This window comes from Stenotrophomonas sp. ASS1, from assembly GCF_004346925.1.
Lineage (GTDB): Bacteria > Pseudomonadota > Gammaproteobacteria > Xanthomonadales > Xanthomonadaceae > Stenotrophomonas > Stenotrophomonas maltophilia_A.
This window is the reverse complement of sequence record NZ_CP031167.1, coordinates 1,454,964-1,474,971: the sequence shown is the minus strand read 5'-3', so window position 1 is coordinate 1,474,971 and position 20,008 is coordinate 1,454,964. Positions and strand designations below refer to the sequence as shown.

Annotated in this window: 16 protein-coding genes and 2 pseudogenes; 7 read left to right on the top strand and 11 right to left on the bottom strand. The window is 64.7% G+C overall.

From position 1 onward, the window contains the following. Window positions 1-52: 52 nt before the first annotated feature. The 6 genes and pseudogenes from MG068_RS06805 to MG068_RS21195 all read right to left on the bottom strand — a co-directional run. On the bottom strand, window positions 53-895 hold the full coding sequence (locus MG068_RS06805) for an ABC transporter permease subunit (protein ID WP_032130237.1): 843 nt from the start codon (window positions 893-895) through the stop codon (window positions 53-55). Beyond that, window positions 892-1,824: an ABC transporter permease subunit gene (locus MG068_RS06800; protein ID WP_049399899.1), complete on the bottom strand. Its 933-nt coding sequence runs from the start codon at window positions 1,822-1,824 to the stop codon at window positions 892-894. Before MG068_RS06800 ends, MG068_RS06805 begins: the two co-directional genes overlap by 4 nt. Then, window positions 1,821-2,957 carry an ABC transporter ATP-binding protein gene (locus MG068_RS06795; protein WP_132809742.1) on the bottom strand — a complete coding sequence of 379 codons (1,137 nt, stop codon included), beginning with the start codon at window positions 2,955-2,957 and terminating at the stop codon, window positions 1,821-1,823. The genes MG068_RS06800 and MG068_RS06795 overlap by 4 nt, the downstream gene beginning before the upstream one ends. Window positions 2,958-3,139: 182 nt before the next feature. Continuing rightward, window positions 3,140-4,291 (bottom strand): M35 family metallo-endopeptidase, encoded by a 1,152-nt coding sequence (locus MG068_RS06790; protein ID WP_132809741.1) that lies wholly within the window; start codon window positions 4,289-4,291, stop codon window positions 3,140-3,142. A 295-nt stretch (window positions 4,292-4,586) separates the two neighbouring features. Further along, a pseudogene (locus MG068_RS06785) lies at window positions 4,587-4,751 on the bottom strand (spermidine/putrescine ABC transporter substrate-binding protein PotF); the annotation flags it as partial. A gap of 8 nt (window positions 4,752-4,759) precedes the next feature. Further along, a pseudogene (locus MG068_RS21195) lies at window positions 4,760-5,104 on the bottom strand (ATP-binding cassette domain-containing protein); the annotation flags it as partial. A 273-nt stretch (window positions 5,105-5,377) separates the two neighbouring features. Here MG068_RS21195 and MG068_RS06775 point away from each other — a divergent pair. Further along, a complete protein-coding gene (locus MG068_RS06775) occupies window positions 5,378-6,778 on the top strand; it encodes a flavin-containing monooxygenase (protein ID WP_132809740.1) in 1,401 nt (466 codons plus the stop codon). Window positions 6,779-6,851: 73 nt separating this feature from the next. Here MG068_RS06775 and MG068_RS06770 read toward each other — a convergent pair whose 3' ends face one another. From MG068_RS06770 to MG068_RS06760, 3 genes are all read right to left on the bottom strand, one after another. After that, window positions 6,852-7,961, bottom strand: a complete 1,110-nt coding sequence (locus tag MG068_RS06770) for a polyamine ABC transporter substrate-binding protein (RefSeq protein WP_107432497.1) — start codon at window positions 7,959-7,961, stop codon at window positions 6,852-6,854. Between the two features lie 91 nt (window positions 7,962-8,052). Further along, window positions 8,053-9,450: a glutamine synthetase family protein gene (locus MG068_RS06765; RefSeq protein WP_132809739.1), complete on the bottom strand. Its 1,398-nt coding sequence runs from the start codon at window positions 9,448-9,450 to the stop codon at window positions 8,053-8,055. After that, on the bottom strand, window positions 9,447-10,208 hold the full coding sequence (locus MG068_RS06760; protein ID WP_132809738.1) for a gamma-glutamyl-gamma-aminobutyrate hydrolase family protein: 762 nt from the start codon (window positions 10,206-10,208) through the stop codon (window positions 9,447-9,449). The genes MG068_RS06765 and MG068_RS06760 overlap by 4 nt, the downstream gene beginning before the upstream one ends. A gap of 161 nt (window positions 10,209-10,369) precedes the next feature. On the opposite strand from MG068_RS06760, the gene MG068_RS06755 reads away from it, so the two are divergent. Both MG068_RS06755 and MG068_RS06750 read left to right on the top strand, forming a co-directional pair. Next, the gene (locus MG068_RS06755; RefSeq protein WP_132809737.1) at window positions 10,370-11,647 is read left to right on the top strand and encodes an NAD(P)/FAD-dependent oxidoreductase; all 1,278 of its coding nucleotides are present in this window, start codon (window positions 10,370-10,372) and stop codon (window positions 11,645-11,647) included. A 202-nt stretch (window positions 11,648-11,849) separates the two neighbouring features. Beyond that, window positions 11,850-13,454, top strand: a complete 1,605-nt coding sequence (locus MG068_RS06750; protein WP_206138685.1) for an MASE1 domain-containing protein — start codon at window positions 11,850-11,852, stop codon at window positions 13,452-13,454. A 120-nt stretch (window positions 13,455-13,574) separates the two neighbouring features. Here the strand turns inward: MG068_RS06750 and MG068_RS06745 are convergent, their stop codons facing one another. Next, entirely contained in the window at window positions 13,575-13,919 is a 345-nt protein-coding gene (locus MG068_RS06745; RefSeq protein WP_053092140.1) for a hypothetical protein, read from the bottom strand. Window positions 13,920-14,266: 347 nt separating this feature from the next. Here MG068_RS06745 and MG068_RS06740 point away from each other — a divergent pair, with 347 nt between their 5' ends. From MG068_RS06740 to MG068_RS06730, 3 genes are all read left to right on the top strand, one after another. After that, complete coding sequence (locus tag MG068_RS06740) at window positions 14,267-15,820, top strand: MASE1 domain-containing protein (protein ID WP_132809735.1); 1,554 nt, start codon at window positions 14,267-14,269, stop codon at window positions 15,818-15,820. Between the two features lie 95 nt (window positions 15,821-15,915). Further along, window positions 15,916-17,259, top strand: coding sequence for a diguanylate cyclase (locus MG068_RS06735; protein WP_032127881.1), 1,344 nt, complete (start codon window positions 15,916-15,918; stop codon window positions 17,257-17,259). Between the two features lie 85 nt (window positions 17,260-17,344). Beyond that, on the top strand, window positions 17,345-17,806 hold the full coding sequence (locus MG068_RS06730) for a bacteriohemerythrin (protein WP_004151683.1): 462 nt from the start codon (window positions 17,345-17,347) through the stop codon (window positions 17,804-17,806). Here MG068_RS06730 and MG068_RS06725 read toward each other — a convergent pair. Beyond that, window positions 17,787-19,088 (bottom strand): MFS transporter, encoded by a 1,302-nt coding sequence (locus MG068_RS06725; protein WP_132809734.1) that lies wholly within the window; start codon window positions 19,086-19,088, stop codon window positions 17,787-17,789. The two genes, MG068_RS06730 and MG068_RS06725, sit on opposite strands and share 20 nt — an antisense overlap. A gap of 147 nt (window positions 19,089-19,235) precedes the next feature. Between MG068_RS06725 and MG068_RS06720 the strand changes: the two genes are divergently transcribed. After that, window positions 19,236-19,877, top strand: a complete 642-nt coding sequence (locus MG068_RS06720; RefSeq protein ID WP_132809733.1) for a hypothetical protein — start codon at window positions 19,236-19,238, stop codon at window positions 19,875-19,877. Window positions 19,878-20,008 lie beyond the last annotated feature (131 nt).

Sequence of the window (20,008 nt, the reverse complement as noted above, 5' to 3'; positions counted from 1 at the left end):
GCGCCGCCGACCGTGAGCCGGATGTTGCCGACGCTGTCGACAGACCGTGTGCTCAGCCGTTCTCCTGCCGCGCCAGCTGCAGGTCGCGCTGGCGCCGTTTCTCGGCGCGGGCGTTGATGTACCAGCCGATCACCGCGGCGATCGACACCGCCGACACCAGCAGCGTGGCCAACGCGTTGATCTTCGGGCTGATGCCCATGCGCACCGAGGCGAACACCTTCATCGGCAGCGTGGTCGAGCCCGGCGTGGCGACGAAGCTGGCCACCACCACGTCATCCAGCGACAGGGTGAACGCCAGCAGCCAACCGGCCACCAGCGCCGGCGCGATGATCGGCAGGGTGATGCGCCCGAACACGGTCAGCCGGCTCGCGCCCAGGTCCATCGCCGCTTCCTCCAGCGACAGGTCCATTTCCTGCAGGCGCGAGGACACCACCACGGTGACGAAGCACAGGGTGAAGGTGACGTGGGCGATCCAGATGGTGGTCAGGCCACGCGCCGGGAAGCCGGGAATCGCACCCATCGAGGCCAGCAGCGCCATCAGCGAGAAGCCGAGGATCACGTCCGGCATCACCAGCGGCGCGGTCACCAGCGCGCCGAACAGCGGCTTGCCACGGAAGCGCTTGAAGCGCGTCATCACCATCGCCGCCAGCGTGCCCAGCACGGTGGCGGTACAGGCGGTCCAGAACGCCACCACCAGGCTGGTCCACATCGCATCCATCAGCGCGCGGTCGGCGAACAGGTCGCTGTAGGCGCGGGTGGAGAACCCGGCCCAGACCATCGCCAACCGCGAGCTGTTGAACGAATAGAACATCAACAACAGGATCGGCAGGTACAGGAAGGCGAAGCCGAGCAGCAGCACGCCCAGCCCCAGGCCCTTTGCGCTACGCGGGCTCATGCCTGCTTCCCTTCCAGCAGGCGCTGCTGGGAACGGTTGAACAGCAGGATCGGCACCAGCAGCAACAGGATCATCGCCACCGCCATCGCCGAGGCGCCCGGCCAGTTGCGGTTGTTGAAGAACTCGTTCCACAGCTGGCGGCCCACCATCAGCGTCTCCGAGCCACCCAGCATTTCCGGGATCACGAATTCACCAATGGCCGGAATCATCACCAGCATGCAGCCGGCGATGATGCCCGCCTTGGACAACGGCAGGGTGATGCGCAGGAACGCCTGCCACGGCTTGGCACCAAGGTCGTAGGCGGCTTCCAGCAGGCGGTGGTCATGCTTGACCAGATTGGCGTACAGCGGCAGCACCATGAACGGCAGATAGCAGTAGACGATGCCGATATAGGCGGCGGTCGGGGTGTCGATCAGCTGCAGTTTCGGCAGGCCCATCGACGTCATCAGCGTCTGCAGGCCGGTGAACTGCAGGAACTGGTCGAGCAGGCCGTTGCGGTCCAGGATCGCCTTCCATGCATACACGCGGATCAGGAACGAGGTCCACGACGGCAGCACCACCAGCATCATTGCCACGTTGCGTGCGGCGGGCGACAGGCGGGCGATGGCATAGGCCATCGGGTAGCCGATCAGCAGGGTCAGGAAAGTAGAGATCGCCGCGATCTTGATCGAGCTCAGGAACGCCTGCGCATAGATCGAGTCGCGGAACAGCGCCAGGTAGTTTTCCAGGTTCAGCTTCAGCGAGAAGCCGCCGTCCGCATACTGCAGCAGCCAGGTGTACGGCGGCGAGCCGACCCGGCTGAGCGAGAAGCTGATCATCAGCACGATCAGGAACGGCACTGCGAAGAACAGCAGCAGCCACAGATACGGAATGCCGATCACCGTGGCACGCAGCCCCGGCAGCCAGCGCTTCAGGCCGGCGACGCTCATGAGGTCAGCACCACGCCGTCGTTGTCGCGCCAGTGCACCCACACGCTGTCACCCCAGGTCAGGCCATCGCTGGCCCAGCGCTGCGAGTTGGCGAAGTTGGCCAGCACCTTGGCACCGCTGGGCAGGCGCACGTGGTAGACCGAATGGCTGCCGAAGTAGGCAATGTCCTCGATCACGCCCTGCGCCTTGTTGGTGTGCCCTTCCGGCTCGTCCTTGCCGATCATCACCTTCTCCGGGCGCAGCGCGAACGCGACCGGCTGCCCTTCATAGCCGGTGATGCCATGGGCGATGTAGATCGGCGCCGGGAACAGCGGCGAGCGCACGGTCACGTACTCGGGAAGGTCCTCGTCGATCACCCCGTCGAACAGGTTGACCGAACCGATGAACTCGGCGACGAAGCGGTTGGCCGGCTGCTCGTAGACCTCGTCCGGCTTGCCGACCTGCTGGATCCAGCCGGCATCCATCACCGCGATGCGGGTGGCCATGGTCATCGCTTCTTCCTGGTCGTGGGTGACCATCACGCAGGTCACACCCGACGATTCGATGATGCTCACCAGTTCCAGCTGCATCTGCGAGCGCAGTTTCTTGTCCAGCGCGCCCATCGGCTCGTCCAGCAACAGCAGTTTCGGCCCTTTGGCCAGCGACCGCGCCAGCGCCACGCGCTGCTGTTGGCCGCCGGACAGCTGATGCGGCTTGCGCTTGCCCAGGTGCCCCATCTGCACCAGGTCCAGCATCTCGCCGACGCGCTTGCTGATCGCATCCTTGCCCAGGCCATCCTGCTTCAGGCCGAAGGCAATGTTCTGCTCGACCGTCATGTGCGGGAACAGGGCATAGGACTGGAACATCATGTTGACCGGCCGCTGGTACGGCGGCAGCGCGTCCAGGCGCTGGCCGTCGAGGGTGATGCTGCCCTTGGTGGGCGTCTCGAAGCCACCCAGGCAGCGCAGCAGGGTCGATTTGCCACTGCCGGAGCCACCGAGCAGGGCAAAGATCTCGCCCTTGCGCACGTCCAGATTGACGTCGTCAACGGCGACGAAACCGTCGAATTCCTTGCGCAGGTCACGAATGGAGAGATAGCCGGGCACACCGGTCGTGTCGACGACGGTGGCTACCGGCTGGGCTTCAACGGGCATGGGGGCTCCGGGAGCGGGCGGTGGACAGCGGCCGCCATTCTAACGGCCGGGGGGCCCAGGGGATATGACGGGAGCTGGCAAGAGGACGCCGAGGCATTGCCCGCGGCCCCGTCATTCCCGCCCGCTCCTCCACGCATCAGTACGATCGTTACAAAGTAACACTACCCTTCACGCGCCGCCGATCAGTTCTCATTGCCATGATTGTCAGCAAAGTACTCGTATCCGTATGAGTGCTCAGATGCCAGATCACGCGCCGTCCTAGCGACGTAGCGCGCGTCTTCCGGGCTTGGAAACTGCTCGTCCAAATCGGACGTTCCAAGTGCGAAGGTATCGGAAAAATGAGTTACCTCATGGTAGATGGTCGCCGCCTTTGACCCAGAGGGCACATTGGGACCTACCGGGAGATCGAAAAAACGTGGGCAATAATTCACAACATAGGGAACTGCAGTGGAGATCCAGGCATTGGTGTCTCCAACCATCTCTTCCGGGCAATCGCAAGAAGGTTGCTTGAGCAATGCGAACCGGGTAGCGACTCCCGAGACTGTCTTTCTGATCCGATCATTGACCGGATTTGCGATGTTGGGATCACCATGCTCACCGAACCACGACCTGTAGCGAGCAGTCTCTTTGAACGTCACGATAATGGATGATTCTCCAAACTCATATCCATAAAGCGACTCCATATAGTTCTTCGAACTGCGGGCGATACCCGCCGCAGCGGCAATTCCCGCCGTTACCTCCTTTAATCGGGCTGGCGGGCAGGATGCCACTCGGGATGCCACTCGGGATGCCTCCTGCGGCGCAGTTTCGGCGCGCCGGCCTGCACGAGGCAGCGGAGCGACGATCAGCATCGAGACGGGAGATGTGGAGGCCTCCTTGTCGATCGCGGCCGCTCCTGCGGCCCCCGTACCGTCAAGAATCCGGTATCTAAGAATCGGAGCGGAAATCTTGTATGTCTGACCCGGACGAAGCTCATAGTTCAGGGAAAGATTGACCTGTCGAACAAGCCGCTGCCCAGGCTCCAGCGTCAGCGTCTTCTCTCGAGCTGCGGCACTCAGGTGGGCAATGATTCCGCGATATGCAGCTGCATCTCCATCCTGCGAAACGACAAGAAACGCATCATTCCACAGCCTTCCATCCTGCAGGACTCTGGGCAGCCCCCTCTCGGGAATGCTGAGCGCCACTGCGCCGGAATTGATGTAGGTGACGTGGACCACGACGTCAGCCATGGCGGCTCCTGCTGCCTGCTTCATCTGCACGGACAACTGCGCATTTGCCGAAGCAGCACCGGACAGAAATATGATTGCGGAACCGATCCAGGATATGGCTTTCATTATTCACTTCCTTGAGATGGATGGACAACAAGCATCCGTGACATGAGAATTAAACTGCAAGAAATCGACGAACGAATGCTGATCTACTCGCCATTTTCCAGCATTTTGGCACTGTACCCCTGCTCCAGGGAATTCTCGGCTGGGGAAAAGCAGCTGCTCGCGCTTCACTCCTGCGCCCCCCACTGCGCTTTCCATCGTGGGCTGATTCCATCGCTGTTTGACTGCACGGCATGCGCCTTCATCTCAAGGCGCGCTGATCAACGGTCGGCAATCACCCGCGCCTCCGGACCAGCGCTCAACGCCCGATCTTCACCTCGGCCCACAGCCGGGTGTAGAGCTTGTCGGTATTCGGCGTGTAGATCGAATAGGTGAACATCTTCTCGGCCACGTCAGGCGGCAGGTAGATGGTCGGGGCGTTACGGACCGCTTCAACCGCCAGCGGGGTCAAGGTTGACACCGGCATGTGGCCATCTGCACCGAGTCGAGCATCTCGCCGACGCGCCTTCTGATCGCGACCCTGCCCAGACCATCCTGCTTCAGGCCGAAAGCGATGTTCTGCTCGATTGTCATGTGTGGGAACAGCTTATAGGACTGGATCACCATATTGACCGGCCAGTGGTACGGCGGCAGTGCATCCAGGCGCTGGCCATCGAGGGTGATGCTGCACCTAGTGGGCGTCTCGAAACCACCCGGGCAACACCGCCGGGTCGATTTACCACTGCTGGAGCCACCGACCAGAGCTTAGTTCTCAGCCTTGCGTACGTCCAGATTGACGTCGACGACCGCGACTACCGGCTGGGCTTCAACGGGCATGGGGGCTCCGGGAGCGGGCGGTGGACAGCGGCCGCCATTCTAACGGCCGGGGGGCCCAGGGGATATGACGGCGGCAGGCGGAAGCGGCCGCTGGCCAGCCCCGGGCGCCCTGGGAGTGTCGGTTTTCCCCCACCATGGTGGCCTGTCCGCGCAAAGGCCCGGGCTCCCCTGGACGACCCTGCGGCCGTCCCGGCCAGACACCACAGGCGACGCCTCGATCTGCAACGTTTTTCAGAACCGGATCTGTTGAAGGCCCGGGGCATTCCCCGCGCAATGGCCCGGATCAAGCCCTTGCATGGACCCACCCTGGTGACTTCCCCGGACAGCCCCTCCCCTTTCCCGCCCCGCCTGCCGGGCTCCCTGCCTGCAACGCTGCCGCTGGTCATCATCGGCGCCGGCCAGGCCGGGCTGTCCCTCAGCGCGCTCCTGCAGGAAGCCGGCGTCGAGCATCGCGTGCTGGAGGCCGAAACCGTGGGCGCCAGCTGGCAGCGGCGCTGGGATTCGTTCCAGACCAACACCGCCAACGCGACGATGGCCCTGCACGGCCATGCCTATGCGGGCGACGACCCGGAAGGCTTCATGGGGGCCCCGGAGGTGATCCGGCGGCTGCGCGACTATGCCGACGAACGTTCGTTGCCGATCAGCGAAGGTTGTGCGGTTCAGCGGGTCACGCCCGAATTGGGCGGCTATGCCATCGAAACCAGCCACGGATTGATCCGGGCTGGGGCGGTTGTGGTCGCCACCGGCGAGTACCGCCGCGCGCGGATGCCCCGGGTCCCGTTCGCGCCCGCGCGGGGTCTGACGGTGCTGCACTCCGGCGACTACCGCAACCCCCGCCAGCTGCCCGACGGCGGCGTGCTGGTCATCGGTGGCGGCCAGTCCGGCGCGCAGATCGCCCAGGACCTGCGCGACAGCGGTCGCAGCGTGCACTGGTCACTGGCCCAGCGGCATTCGCATACCCGCCGGCTGCGCGGCAAGGACTCGATGACCTGGTGGGACATGGCCGGGCGTATCCACCAGCATGTGAGTGAAGCGGCCGCCGTCCTGGCCGGAGAACCGGATGCGCTGCGCAAGGCCCGTACCGCCGAATTCCCGCTGATTTCCGGCAAGGGGCGTGCCGGCCTGGGCAGCTCGATCAGCCTGCTGGCGATGCACCGCGCGGGCATCAGGCTGCTGGGCCGGTTGCAGGGCTTCGATGGAAATGTCGCCCGCTTCGCCGATGTACGCCCGCAGCTGCGCACCGCGATCGAAGCGACACGGACCGAATATGCCTATCTCGATTCGCTGGCCAGCGCGTACTACGCCACGCGGCCCGAACCGCGCACCGACGATGCCCGCTACATTCCCGAAGAGGTCTATCTGCACTGGGAGCCGGACGCCGCCCCGCGTGAACTGGATCTGCAGGCCGCAGGCATCCGCTCGGTGGTGCTGGCCACCGGCTTCGTCGCCGAATGGCCCTGGCTCGACGTTCAGGGCGTGCTGGACGCACATGGCTACCCCCTCGGCGAGTTCGGTGTTTCTCCGCGGCCGGGGCTGTTCTTCATCGGCATGCACAACCTGCAGCGGATGAGTTCGTCGTTCCTGTGCAACGGCGGTCGCGATGCACGTGACCTGTTGCCGGCGATCCTGCGGCACCTTGACCAGGGCGGCGGTACCGCGCCCGGCCAAGGATGAAGCAATCCGCCGGGCATGGCCCGGCCAAGGATGAAGCAATCCGCCGGGCATGGCCCGGCGGCGCCAGACCGGCTTAACGGCCGGTCTTCACCTCGGTCCACAGCCGGGTGTAGAGCTTGTCGGTTTCCGGCGTGTTGATCGAATAGGTGAACATCTTGTCGGCCACGTCGGCCGGCGGGTAGATGGTCGGGTCGGTACGGATCGCCTCATCCACCAGCGGGGTCGCGGTCGGCACCGGGTTGGCGTAGTGGATGAAGTTGGTGTTGGCCGCGGCAACCTTCGGCTGCAGCAGGTAGTTGATGAACGCGTACGCGGCCTCCGGATGCTTGGCGTCCTTCGGGATCGCCAGCATGTCGAACCACTGCGGGGCGCCTTCCTTCGGGATCGAATAGGCCACGTGCACGCCATTGCTGGCTTCCTCGGCGCGGTCGCGGGCCTGGATGATGTCACCCGACCAGCCCACCACCAGGCAGGTGCCGCCATTGGCCAGCGAACCCACGTACTGCGAGGAGTGGAAATTCTGCACGTACGGTCGGATCGACTTCAGCAGGTCGGCCGCCTTCTGCAGCTCGGCCGGGTCACCGCTGTGCGGGTCCAGGCCCAGGTAATGCAGCGCGATCGGGATCATGTCCGCCGGCGTGTCCAGGATGGTCACGCCGCAGTCCTTCATCTTGCTGATGTTCTCCGGCTTGAACACCAGGTCCCAGCTGTTGGCGATGTCGGTGCTGCCACCGAAACGCTGCTTCAGCATCTCCACGTTGTAGCCGATGCCGGTGGTGCCGATCATGTACGGCACGCCGTACTGGTTGCCCGGGTCCTGGGTGGCGATGCGCTTCATCACCGCCGGATCGAGATTGGCCAGGTTCGGGATCTTGCTCTTGTCCAGCGGCAGGAACACACCGGCCTGGATCTGGCGACCGAAGAAGTTCAGGGTCGGCACCACCACGTCGTAGCCGCTGTTGCCGGCCAGCAGCTTGGTCTCGACCATCTCATCGCTGTCGAACACATCGTAGGTCACCTTGATGCCGCTCTCCTTCTCGAAGGTCGGGATGGTGTCCTCGGCGATGTAATCGCTGTAGTTGTAGACGTTCAGGACCTGGCTGTCCTGCGCGCCGCCATTGCCACCGCCACAGGCGGCGAGCATGGCGGAGGCCAGGCCGAGCGTGAGGATACGCAGCTTCATCGGGTGCTCCAGAATGCGGGAAGGGGGGCCGGCGGGGCCGGCGCCGGGTGCCAGCCTACCCCCCGGCGGCGGATTTTTCTATTCCGGATGCTCAGACGTTCAGCAGCAGGAACTCGCGCTCCCACGAGCTGATGACACGGAAAAAGGTCTCGTATTCCTTGCGCTTCACCGAGATGTAGGCGCGGCAGAAGCGCTCGCCCAGCAGGGCCTGCAGGTCGCTGCACTGCTCCAGCCCATCCAGCGCTTCGCCCAGCGAGCGCGGCAGGTTGTAGCCCAGTTCCTTGGCGCTGCCGGTCACCGGCGCATCCGGTGCCAACCGCTCGCGGATGCCCAGCAGGCCGCAGGCCAGGGTCGCCGCCATCGCCAGGTAGGGGTTGGCGTCGGAACCGGCGAAGCGGCTCTCCACGCGCATGTTCTCCGGCGTGTCCAGCGGCACGCGCAGGCCACAGGTGCGGTTGTCGAAGCCCCAGTGCACGTTGCTCGGCGAGACTTCGCCGAACACCAGCCGGCGGTAGGAATTCACGTTCGGCGCGAAGAACGCCATCGCCTGCGGCGCGTACTTCTGCAGGCCGCCCAGGTAGTGGCCGAACACCGGGCTGAACTCGCCTTCGGCATCGGTATCGCCAGCGAACACATTGCTGCCGTCGCTCACCCGCACCAGGCTCTGGTGGATGTGCATGGCACTGCCCGGCTCGTTCTCCATCGGCTTGGCCAGGAACGTGGCATACACGCCGTGGCGCATCGCCGCCTCGCGCATGGTGCGCTTGAACAGGAATACCTGGTCGGCCAGGTCCATCGCATCGGCATGGGTGAAGTTGACCTCCAGCTGCGCGGCGCCGGATTCGTGGATCAGCGTGTCCACGTCCAGCTTCATCGCATCGGCGTAGTCGTACATCAGGTCGAGGATCGGGTCGAATTCGTTGACCGCATCGATCGAGTACGACTGCCGCGCGGTTTCCGGACGCCCGGAGCGGCCGGCCGGTGGCAGCAGCGGGAAGTCCGGGTCGGTGTTCTTCTGCACCAGGAAGAACTCCAGCTCCGGCGCCACCACCGGGCGCAGGCCCAGCTCGGCGTAGGCCGCCAGCACGCGGCGCAGTACGTTGCGTGGTGCCAGCTCGTGCGGCTCACCGCTCTTGGTGTAGCAATCGTGGATGACCTGCGCGGTGGCATCGGCCGCCCACGGCACCATCCGCACCGTATCCGGATCGGGGCGCAGCATCATGTCCGAGTCCGACGGCGAGGTCAGGTCGTAGTAATCGTCAGGGAACTCGCCGGTGACGGTGGTGGCGAAGATGCCTTCGGGCAGCCGCGTACCGTAGTCGTGCGAGAACTTGTCGGCGGGAATGATCTTCCCGCGCGCGTTGCCGGTGATGTCCGGCACCAGGCACTCGACCTCGGTGATGCGCCGCTCCTTCAGCCAACGCAGCAGACTGCTTTCCTGCGGTGCGGGGGGCGTAGCCGTCTTGCGCGGGCGCGTTCGGGAACTCATCGGGAATCCAGTCGGTTCTGTTGGTGCTGCCGGCAAGCTTGGCCGAACGCACGGAAAATAGCGTGATAGAGCGGCGAATCCATGACACGCCACTCCGGGTGCCACTGTACGCCGAGCACGAATTCATGGTGCAGGCTGCGTGCCGCCTCGACCAGGCCATCATCGGCCACGGCTTCGACCTGCAGCCCCTGCGCCAGACGAGCGATACCCTGCCCGTGTACCGAATTGACCTGCGTCCGGCCACTGCCGCTCCACCGCGCCAACCAGCCATCAGCGGCCAGGGTGACCGTGTGGGCCGGCCCGTACTGCACCTCCACCGGCGCCTGCGGGTCTTCGCGATGGTCGGCCATACCAGGCACCGCGTGCACCTGCGGATGCAGGCTGCCACCCAGCGCGACGTTCAGTTCCTGGAAGCCGCGACAGATCGCCAGCACCGGCAGGTCCAACGCCAGCGCCTCGCGCAGCAGCGCGAACGCATTGGCATCACGGGCCGGGTCATGCGGATTGCCCGGCCAGCTGCGGCCGCCCTCGTAGTGCTGCGGTTCGATGTTGCTGACCGCGCCGGTCAACAGCAGGCCATCGAGCCCCTGCAGCCAGTCACCAGCCGGCAGCGGCGGCTGCAGGCTCGGCAGTACTACCGGGGTCACTTCGGCAGCCTCGGCCAGCGCGCGCACGTACTTCTCGCCGGCCACCGCGAAACGGTGATGGCCGAGCACGGTGCTGTCGGTGGGCAGGCCCACCCAGGGCAGGCGGCGCATGGGAAAACTCCTTGGCGTGCCGACACGTTACCCGTCGCCCGGCGAACGCGGCAAGTCGTCGCCGTCACACCACGGCCGTCATGCATCGGCGAAACTAGTCGCGTGAACACTGATCGTCCTCCCCCGCTCCGTCCTTCCATACTGCGCCTGCGAGGCCGGCGGTGAGCGCCGCCTTCCCGCCAAGCTGGTATGCCGCCAGCCTGCCCGAACCACCCGCACTGCCCCCACTGCAGGGCGATGTGCAGGCCGATGTCGCGGTGCTCGGCGCGGGCTATACCGGCCTGACCGCCGCGCTGGAACTGGCCGCCCGTGGCCAGCGCGTGGTGCTGCTGGAAGCGCAGCGGATCGGCTGGGGCGCGTCCGGCCGCAATGGAGGACAGGCGCTGGTCGGCTACGGCTGCGAGGTGGACGAGCTGGAACGGCAGCTCGGACGCGATGATGCGCGCCACCTGTTCGACTGGTCACGCGACGCGGTGCGGGCGATGCGCACCCGCATCGATCGTCACGGCATCGATTGCCATTGGGTGGAAGGCCACGCCAGCGTCGCCATCCGCGAACGGCATGAGCGTGACCTGCAGGCCAACTGCGAGCACCTGCAGCGCCACTACGACTACCCCATGCAGTGGTGGGACCGCGATGCCCTGCGCGCGCAGCTGGACAGCCCGCGCTACCGCGCCGCGATGTTCGATCCGCTCAGCGCGCACCTGCAACCGCTGGCGTATGCACGCGGCCTGGCCGATGCGGCGCGCGCGGCCGGCGTGGTGATCCACGAGAACTCCGCGGTGACCCGCGTGCAGCGGGGACCCCAGCCTTCCCTGCATACCGCTCAGGGCAGCGTGCGCGCTGCGCATCTGGTGGTGGCCGGCAACGCCTGGCTGCAGGGCCTGCTGCCCGAGCTGGAACGGCGGATCATGCCGGTAGGCACCTATATCGGCGCCAGCCAGCCGCTGGGTGCTGAACGCGCCCGGGCCCTGATCGGCAACAACATGGCCGTGGCCGACACCGCATGGGCACTGGACTACTTCCGTCTCAGCCACGACCACCGCCTGCTGTTTGGCGGCCGCGCCAGCTACTCGGCGCTGCCCCCACCCGGCCTGCGCAGGGTGATGCAGCGGCGCATGCACCAGGTGTTCCCGCAGCTGGCCGACGTGGCACTGGACCAGGTCTGGGGTGGTTATGTGGACATCACCCGCAACCGCGCCCCGCATTGGGGCCGGCTGGACGGCAACCTGTACTTCGCGCAGGGGTTCTCCGGCCATGGGGTGGCCGCCGCCGGGCTGGCCGGCGAGGTGATCGCCGCCGCCATTGCCGGCCAGAGCGAGCGTCTGGACGTGTTCCAGCGCCTGCGGCATGCGCCCTTCCCCGGTGGCCGGCTGCTGCGCACGCCGCTGCTGGTGGCGGCGATGTCGTGGTACAAGCTGCGGGATGCGTTGTGGTGAGTTGATCAGGGATCCCCCTGAATCAGCTGCCTCAGAAACTGTGAAACCCGTCGCCACGGCAATTCATGTGATGATTTTCTCACTTGCCCGGCACTGCGCTGCAGTGATTGCATAATCGAACGCGTGTCGATACCGTCGGTAACAACCGGGTCCCGCGGCGAATGGATGCTGACAGGGAACGTACTGTGAAGGGGTAGTGCGATTGAATTGGTGGAATGAAGGCCTGCAGCTGAAGTTGCGCATCCATCCGGCAGGACTTGCCTTGGCTGTGCTGTATGCCATTGCCTGTTGGGCCACCCGCCAGTTGTCCCTTGATCAGTTCTATCTGCCCGCTGGTGTACGCGTGGCTGCAGTGCTGCTCTGCCCTCCTCGGCTTTGGCCCTATCTCCTGCTGGGCGAGTACGCCTATTTCGCACAGATGCGAGTGCCGATGATCGATCGGTACGGGCTGACATGGGTCATTCTCGGCTCGGTGTTCCAGATGCCGGTTGTAATGACGATCGTCTATCTCCATCGCAATGTAATCTCGGCAGTAAAGAACGCTTGGCTCATCTCGATTGCTGCCTTCGCTGCAGTTTCCGTCACACTGATCAACCTGCTTCTGGCGAACTCCCTCTGGCCAACACCTCCCGCTTTTCCGCTGTTGACCGGAATCGTCCGCCTGGTAGTAGGTGACTTCATAGGCATACTCACGTTTGCGCCGCTTGTGCTGCTGTGGTCGCGTGGCAAGGCTGAAGTGCAGGTCCGGAAACGGGATATCGCACAGATGGCAGGAGCGCTTGCACTGATGGTCGTGTTCGGCCTTTGGGCTGCGGACGTACCTGCTGATGCAGTGACGACAAAAGTATCCCTGCAACTCCTCATGGCGCTTCCCGCCGTTCTTCTCACATGCGTGTATGGCTGGCGGGGCGCCGCCATCGGCGTGCCGACCCTGAACATGATTATCGGTCTGACAACACCTTCGTCTCACCCTGAGTCATTCGATCCTGCATCGTTCGCGACCCAGCAGATCATGGCCGTCACAGGCGCAGCACTGCTCATACTGGGCTCCCGGATCACTCACTACTATCACCGCTATCGACTGCGGGAGGTCGGCGAGAAAAATGCCATCAGACTTGCTCGGAGCTCCCATGTCGCCAGTGAGCTGGATCTCCGCGAACGCGCGTTGCATCTGCGGAAGCTTGGGGATGGCATTGATCATGCGCTTGACGAGGTGATCAACTGGCTTACTGCACAAGGCCATCATGCGATTGCGGAGAGCCTTGTACATGTGGCGTCGATTCATTCGCGCCAGTTCCGCGAGCAGACAAGCATGATTTATCCGACCGCCCTGGAGCAGCTCGGCCTTTATGTTGCCCTCCGAGCAGGTGGCGTTCGCGAAGCATGGGAAAGAACGGCTCGCGTCGCCAATCCGTCGTTGCTTGGCGACCCCTGTCAACTCAGTGTCGGACTGCAGCTTGCTGCCTACCGCACTGTGATAGATGCGGTGTCACTGCTGATCCAGGGTGAAACGGGACAGATCTACGTGCGGGCGCGTTGCGGACGGACGGGTTCGCATCGTGGAATCCTGATAGCGGTATCACTACTGGATCAACATCAACGCCTTTCGGACACAACCGCCGCCGCCGCGATGGAACGACTGGCCGGCAGGACGCTTGCCTACGGCGGCACACTGAAATGCAACCGAAATCGCATCGTGCTGGCAATGAAGGAAACGGGTACAGCCGCTCCTCTGGATGCTTTTTCATCAGATGCCCGGAACAGCCTTTCGGGACTCGAAGCGGGTCCCTCACGCGCTCAGGCTTGAATGACAAGGTCTACTGACTTCTGTTTCGATAGCAGGCATTTGCCCCCGCCTTGAGCGTGGTCGCGGAAACGTGCAAGCGGTTTTGATCGCTCGCACGCCTCAAGCCCTCCGGTCCGGGCGCTACGGTGTTTCGACAGACCAGATGTCGCCATCCGCGGTGGCATACCGCACCAGTACCACGTCCTGCGCACGATACACCTCGGAACGCTTTGCAGTGGATGGGACAGTGAGTCGCTGACCGGGAAGCGAAACAAGTGCTGCGGACTTGCCGGCAGGCAATGCAAAGTACGCACCAGCGGCATTGCCGATGATCAGCTTTACCTGCCCGGTCAGATCGTTGACCTGCAGGTAGACCATGCCATCGCGTTGGAAGGCATACACCTGCCAAGCGGGATCGGCGCTGATGTCTGCGGCGGCAGGGTTGGTCTCACCAAGGCCTGCCTTCGAAACTGCGGCACTTGCCAAGGGACTGCCGTGGTAGTCACCGCCCCCTCTATCACTCGCGAATACCGGAGCTGCGGCGAACAATGTTGCCCCGGCTACAACACCAACAAATATGGATCGCACAATGACCTCCTGGTCGGGATAAGAGCAAACAACCTCAAAACGATAGTAGCGCCTTCCCGCCACAACAAAGTGATTGACGGATAATCCGGACGATTTAGTTCCATTCGTGCCCCCCCCTTGCACACCATGCCCGCACCACGTCATCTGCAGAAGAAGGAGGGTGCTGATTGCGCCTGCGACGATCTAGTGGATAGTGTCCAGTAGCGGGCCAGCGGTAGCTGAGCGGGAGCAAAGGAGGCTTGTTTTTGGACCGATTCAAGAAAGCAATTGAACTGAGCTTCCGGATCCGTCCGGTCGGTCTCGTGCTGGCCGCCGTCTATGCGGCCAGCTGCCTCATATCGCGTCAGTTCTCGCTCGATCAGTTCTTCCTGCCCGCAGGCATCCGGGCAGCGGCACTGCTGATCGTCCCGCCCCGCTTGTGGCCTTACCTGTTGCTGGGCGAATACATCTACTTCGCGACGCTGCGCATCCCCATGATTGATGCCTACGGCTTGGCGTGGGTCATCCTGGCGTCAACACTGTTGATGCCGATGGCGATGCTGGTGGTCCACCTTCACCTCAGGAGAATGCCGTCCGAGGCCGTCACCGGTCTCTGGCTGCTGTCGTTATCGATCTGCACGGCACTGTTCGTCCCGGGTCTAAACCTGAGCATTTCATATATCCTCTGGTCGAACCCTCCGCCGAGCAACCTGCTGGACGCGGTCGACCGAACGCTCTTTGGTCACTTCGCGGCCATCATTACCCTGCTCCCGCTGGCCTTCCTTTGGGCGCAGCGGCACGCGGATCCCAGGTGGGGCACCCGCTTTGTTGCGCCTACAGCTGCGGCGATCCTGGCGATGCTGATACTGGGGTTGGGCATGCAGCTGACAGACAGTAGCGCACATACCACCCGCACACACCTTGTCCTGCTGGCGGCTCTACCTGCCATCGCCCTGACCTTCATGCATGGCTGGCGCGGCGCTGCCATCGCGATTCCGCTGTTGAATCTCCCACTTCACGGCGCTACGCCCAGTACCGGCCTGCCCTCCTCTTTCGACCTCGGTACGTTCGCCACCCAGCAGAACATGGCGGTGATGAGTGTCGCGCTGCTCGCGCTCGGGTCCAGCATCAGCTACCACCATCAGCGCGCCCGGTCCCGCGGCCTGGCCGAAGAAACGACGCTGCGCCTGGCACGCAGTTCCCACCAGACCAGCGAGCGGGAGCTGCGTGAACGGGCCGTCCATCTGAAGCATCTGAGCGACGGCATGGACAGCTCGCTCGTTGAAATGGTCAGCTGGCTGAAGGCTCAGGGCCATCATGCAGTGGCGAACAGCCTGCAACACGCGTCATCCGTGCACTCACGTCTGTTCCGCGAGCAGGCCAGCATGGTCTACCCCACTGGATTGGAACAGGTCGGGTTGTACATCGCGCTGCAAGCAGGCGGCGCATGCGAGATCTGGAACAACACGCATCGCGTCATTCCGCCCAGGCTGGCGGGTAACCCCTGCCTGCTGACTGTGGATCTGCAACTGGCCATCTACCGCTCCTTGATCGAGGCGGTGTCACTGCTGCTGGAGCTGGAGACTGGGCAGGTCTGCGTGCGTGCCCGAAGTGGCCAGGCGGGCGGACGTCGCGGCATCGTTGCTATCGTGAGCCTGCTCGACCGTGGTTGCACGCTATCGGCACGCACCACCGACCAGGCCGTCGAGCGTCTGGCCGGACGGATGCTTGCCTACGGCGGAACGGTCCACTGCCGAGGCAATCGCCTGCGACTGGTCCTGCATGAATCGATCACCCACGCGTCGCCAGCGGCGGCCTGATACGGAATCTTGCCCGGCGCACAGCGTTCGCCTCTAAAGTTACGCCCGAAACCGCCGCTATCCGTGCCGAGCCCTCCTTCGTGAGCCACCGCATCATGCCCGTCCTGCCGCAGGCCGCCGTCGATGGCGACCTGGCCGATCCGCTGCCACAGCGGATCCTGCTGGTCGAAAATTCCCGTGCCTTTACCGGCATGCTGCGCGAAGCCATCGAGCAGCGCCTGGAACTGCCGGTGGTGATCGCCTCCACCCTGGCCGAGGCCGATCGCCTGCTGAGCGAGGGTGGCGGCTGGTTCCTGGTGCTGACCGGGTTGGTGCTGGCCGACGGCGACCGCGATGCGGTGGTCGAGTTCTTCCTCAAGCGCGACCTGCCGACCGTGGTGGTCAGCGGCGTGTACGACGAGGACCTGCGCAAGCGCGTGCTGCAGCAGCAGATCATCGACTACGTACTGAAGAACACCCCCGGCAGCATCGACTACCTGGTGTGGCTGGTGCAGCGGCTGGAACGCAACCGCCGCATCGCGGCGCTGGTGGTGGACGATTCCCCGTCCGCGCGCGGCTATGCCGCCGCCCTGCTGCGCATGTATGGCCATGAGGTGCACGAAGCGGCCGATGGCAACGAGGGCCTGGCCGCGATCGAGGCGCATCCGGCGATCCGCCTGGCGGTGGTCGACCAGGAAATGCCCGGCATGCAGGGCGTGGAATTCACCCGCCGCCTGCGCACCCTGCGCTCACGCGACAAGGTGGCGGTGATCGGTATCTCCGGCAACACCGACGCATCGCTGATCCCGCGCTTCCTGAAGAACGGTGCCAATGACTTCCTGCGCAAGCCATTCTCGCGCGAGGAATTCTTCTGCCGTGTCTCGCAGAACGTGGACCAGCTGGAACTGATCGGCACCCTGCAGGACCTGGCCACCCGCGACTTCCTCACCGGCCTGCCCAACCGCCGCTGCTTCCTGGAACAGAGCCAGCGCCAGTTGCCGCAGCTGCAGCTGCATGGCCAGTGCGTGGCGGTGGCGATGATCGACATCGATCACTTCAAGCACATCAACGACACTCACGGCCACGAGGCCGGCGATGATGCGCTGCGCGCGGTGGCCGGTGCGGTGGCCGCGCATGCACGCAGCCAGGACCTGATCGCACGCTTCGGTGGCGAGGAGTTCTGCCTGCTGGTGCCGGACATGGAACAGGACGAGGCACTGCAGTACTTCGAGGAGCTGCGCCAGCGCATCGCCGCACTGGAAGTGGACATTGGCACCGCGACGCTTCGCATGACGGTCAGCATCGGCCTGTGCTGCCTGCGCCCGCAGCGTGATGCGCTGCACCGGCTGATCTCCGAGGCCGACCGCCAGCTGTACCTGGCCAAGGCCGGTGGCCGCAACCGGGTCAGCTGCACCACGGTGGCCAGCCCGCTGCGCCCGCGCGAGCCCGCCCTGCCCTGACCGGCCCGCTTTGATCCAGATCAACGCCGCACCCGCGCGGCGGCTCTACAGTCGGCCCCGACATACGCATGAAGGGGAGCCGGGGATGGCACTACTGGTCTGGCAGGACGATCTGAACATCGGCATCGATGTGATCGACCAACAACACCGCCGCATCATCGAGATGCTCAACCACCTGCACGTGGCCCAGGCCAGCATGCAGCGTGCGGCGGTGGGTGAAGTGATCGACGAGGTGGTGGACTACACCATGTCGCACTTCGCGTTCGAAGAAGAGTTGATGGAAGAAGCGGGCTACCCGTTCTGTGCCGCGCACAAGCGCGTGCATGAGGTCTTCATCAAGCGGGTATCGGAATACCGCATGCGCTTCCAGGCCGGCGAGGACATCAGCGACGAACTGCGCACCATGCTCTCGCGCTGGCTGTTCAACCACATCCGCGGTGATGACCAGGCCTATGCCGAACAGGTCAAGGCGCACCTGAACCAGTTCGCCCGCGAGCACCAAGGGGGCGGTTGGCTGGGGCGTACGCTCAAGCGCTTCTTTGGTTGAGCCTCAGGGCGCGCCGGTGCAGTGCCACCAGCGCGCACAGGGTCGCCACCGCAGTCAGGCACAGGTAGTAACCCACCGCGACCAGGCCGAAGCGTTCGGCCAGCCAGGTGGCCAGGTACGGCGCCGGTGCCGCGCCAAGGATGCCGGCCAGGTTGAATGACAGCGACGCGCCGGTATAGCGCACCTCCACCGGGTAGATCTCGGCCAGGAAGGTGCCGCAGGGGCCGTAGGTCAGGCCCATCAGGAACAGGCCCAGGCACAGGAAGCCAGTGACCAGCCACGGGCTGTGCGGCTGGAACAGCGGCGCGAACAGCACACCGAAACCGACGATCAGTACGCTGGCGACGATCATCGTGCGTCGCGTGCCCCAACGGTCGCCATAGCGCGCCGACAGCGGGATACCCAGCGCGAAGAACAGCATGCCGGCCATCTGCATCAGCAGGAACTGCTCGCGGCTGTAGCCCAGCACTGCGGTGCCATGTCCCAGACTGAACACCGTCATCAGGTAGAACAGCACGAAGGTGGCGAACGCACCCAGCGTGCCCAGCAGCATCGGCACCGGATGGTCACGCAGTACCGTCCACATCGGCAGCCGCACCGGCGCCTTGCGCTCCAGCGCTTTCTTGAAATCGGGCGTCTCGTGGATGTTCAGGCGCACCCACAGGCCAAGGCCGACCAGTAGAGCGCTGGCCACGAACGGGATACGCCAGCCCCACTGCAGGAAGTCGTCCTGGCTCAGGCAACGGCCGAGCACCAGGAAGATGCCGGCTGACAGCAGGAAGCCCAGCGGTGCGCCCAGCTGCGGGAACATGCCGTACCAGGCACGTTTGCCCGGCGGTGCGTTCTCGGTGGCCAGCAGCACTGCCCCACCCCACTCGCCGCCCAGCCCCAGGCCCTGGCCGAAGCGGCACAGCGCCAGCAACGCGGGGGCCCACAAGCCAATCTGTGCATGGGTGGGCAACAGGCCGATCAGCACCGTGGACAGGCCCATGGTCAGCAGCGCGGCCACCAGCGTGGCCTTGCGGCCGATACGGTCACCGAAGTGGCCGAACACCGCCGAGCCCACCGGACGCGCGATGAACGCGACCGCGAACGTTGCCAGTGACTGCAGCAGCGCAGCCTGTTCGCTGCTGTCCGGGAAGAACAGGTGCGGGAACACCAGCACCGCGGCCGTGGCGTAGATGTAGAAATCGAAGAACTCGATGGTGGTGCCGATCAGGCTGGCCAGCAGGACACGGCGGGGGGAATTCACGGGCGGCGCGGCAGCGGTGATCGTCGACATCGGCAACACGGGTAACGGCGGATCGCCCGATTCTGCCACGGGCCGGTGGCCGCACGGGGCGATGGTTTCAGCCGACACCGATGCCAACGGAATTTTTCGGGCCACCCGCTAGGCTGCGCCACCGGTCCCTGCATGGATGCTTTGCCGATGACTGCAGTCGCGCTGTCGTGGTCCGATTCGCCGAAGCTGCCGCGCATGGCGGCATGGCTGGTGGTGCTGCTGGTGCATGGGTTGATGGCAGTGTGGCTGCTGGGCAGCGGCAGGATGACGCTGCGCAGCGACGAAGGCGCCAGGATGACGTTGTACTGGCTGCCACCGAAGCAGCCCGTGCCGGCGCAACCGCACCCGGCGCAGCCCACCGCAGAGGCAGCGCGCCCGGCCGCATCGACAGCGCCACGCCCGCCCCCGGCGGCACCTACGGATGCCAGCACACCCGCGTCCGAGGAACCGCCTGCAACGGCGCCACTGATGCTGGACCTGCCTGCGGGCAGCATCGATGGCGGTGACGGCATCAGCGCAGCGGGTGTGGCCCCGCGCCTGATCGGTCGGCGCGAGGTCCATCCGGCGTTTGGGCCGCGCCGCAACTACTTCCGGATCCGTCGGCAGATGACACCCGAGCAGATCGTGCATGGCGTGGCGCAACTGCTGGGTTTGTGGCCACCGGGGTACATCGTCGACCCGTGCGAGCTGGGCCGGCAGGACATGGATTACTTCCAGAATGCCGTCGAAGAAGCCGACCGCGACATGTTGCGTGTGGCAGTGCTGCAGGTGAGTGCCCGCTGCCGGTAGCTCGACAGCTGTCTGCCTTCTGTAGAGTCGAGCCATGCTCGACTGCTCTTCGCGAGATGCAGCCGAGCATGGCTCGGCTCTACCGAAGAACGAAAAGCAGTCGAGCATGGCTCGACTCTACAAAGAGCGAA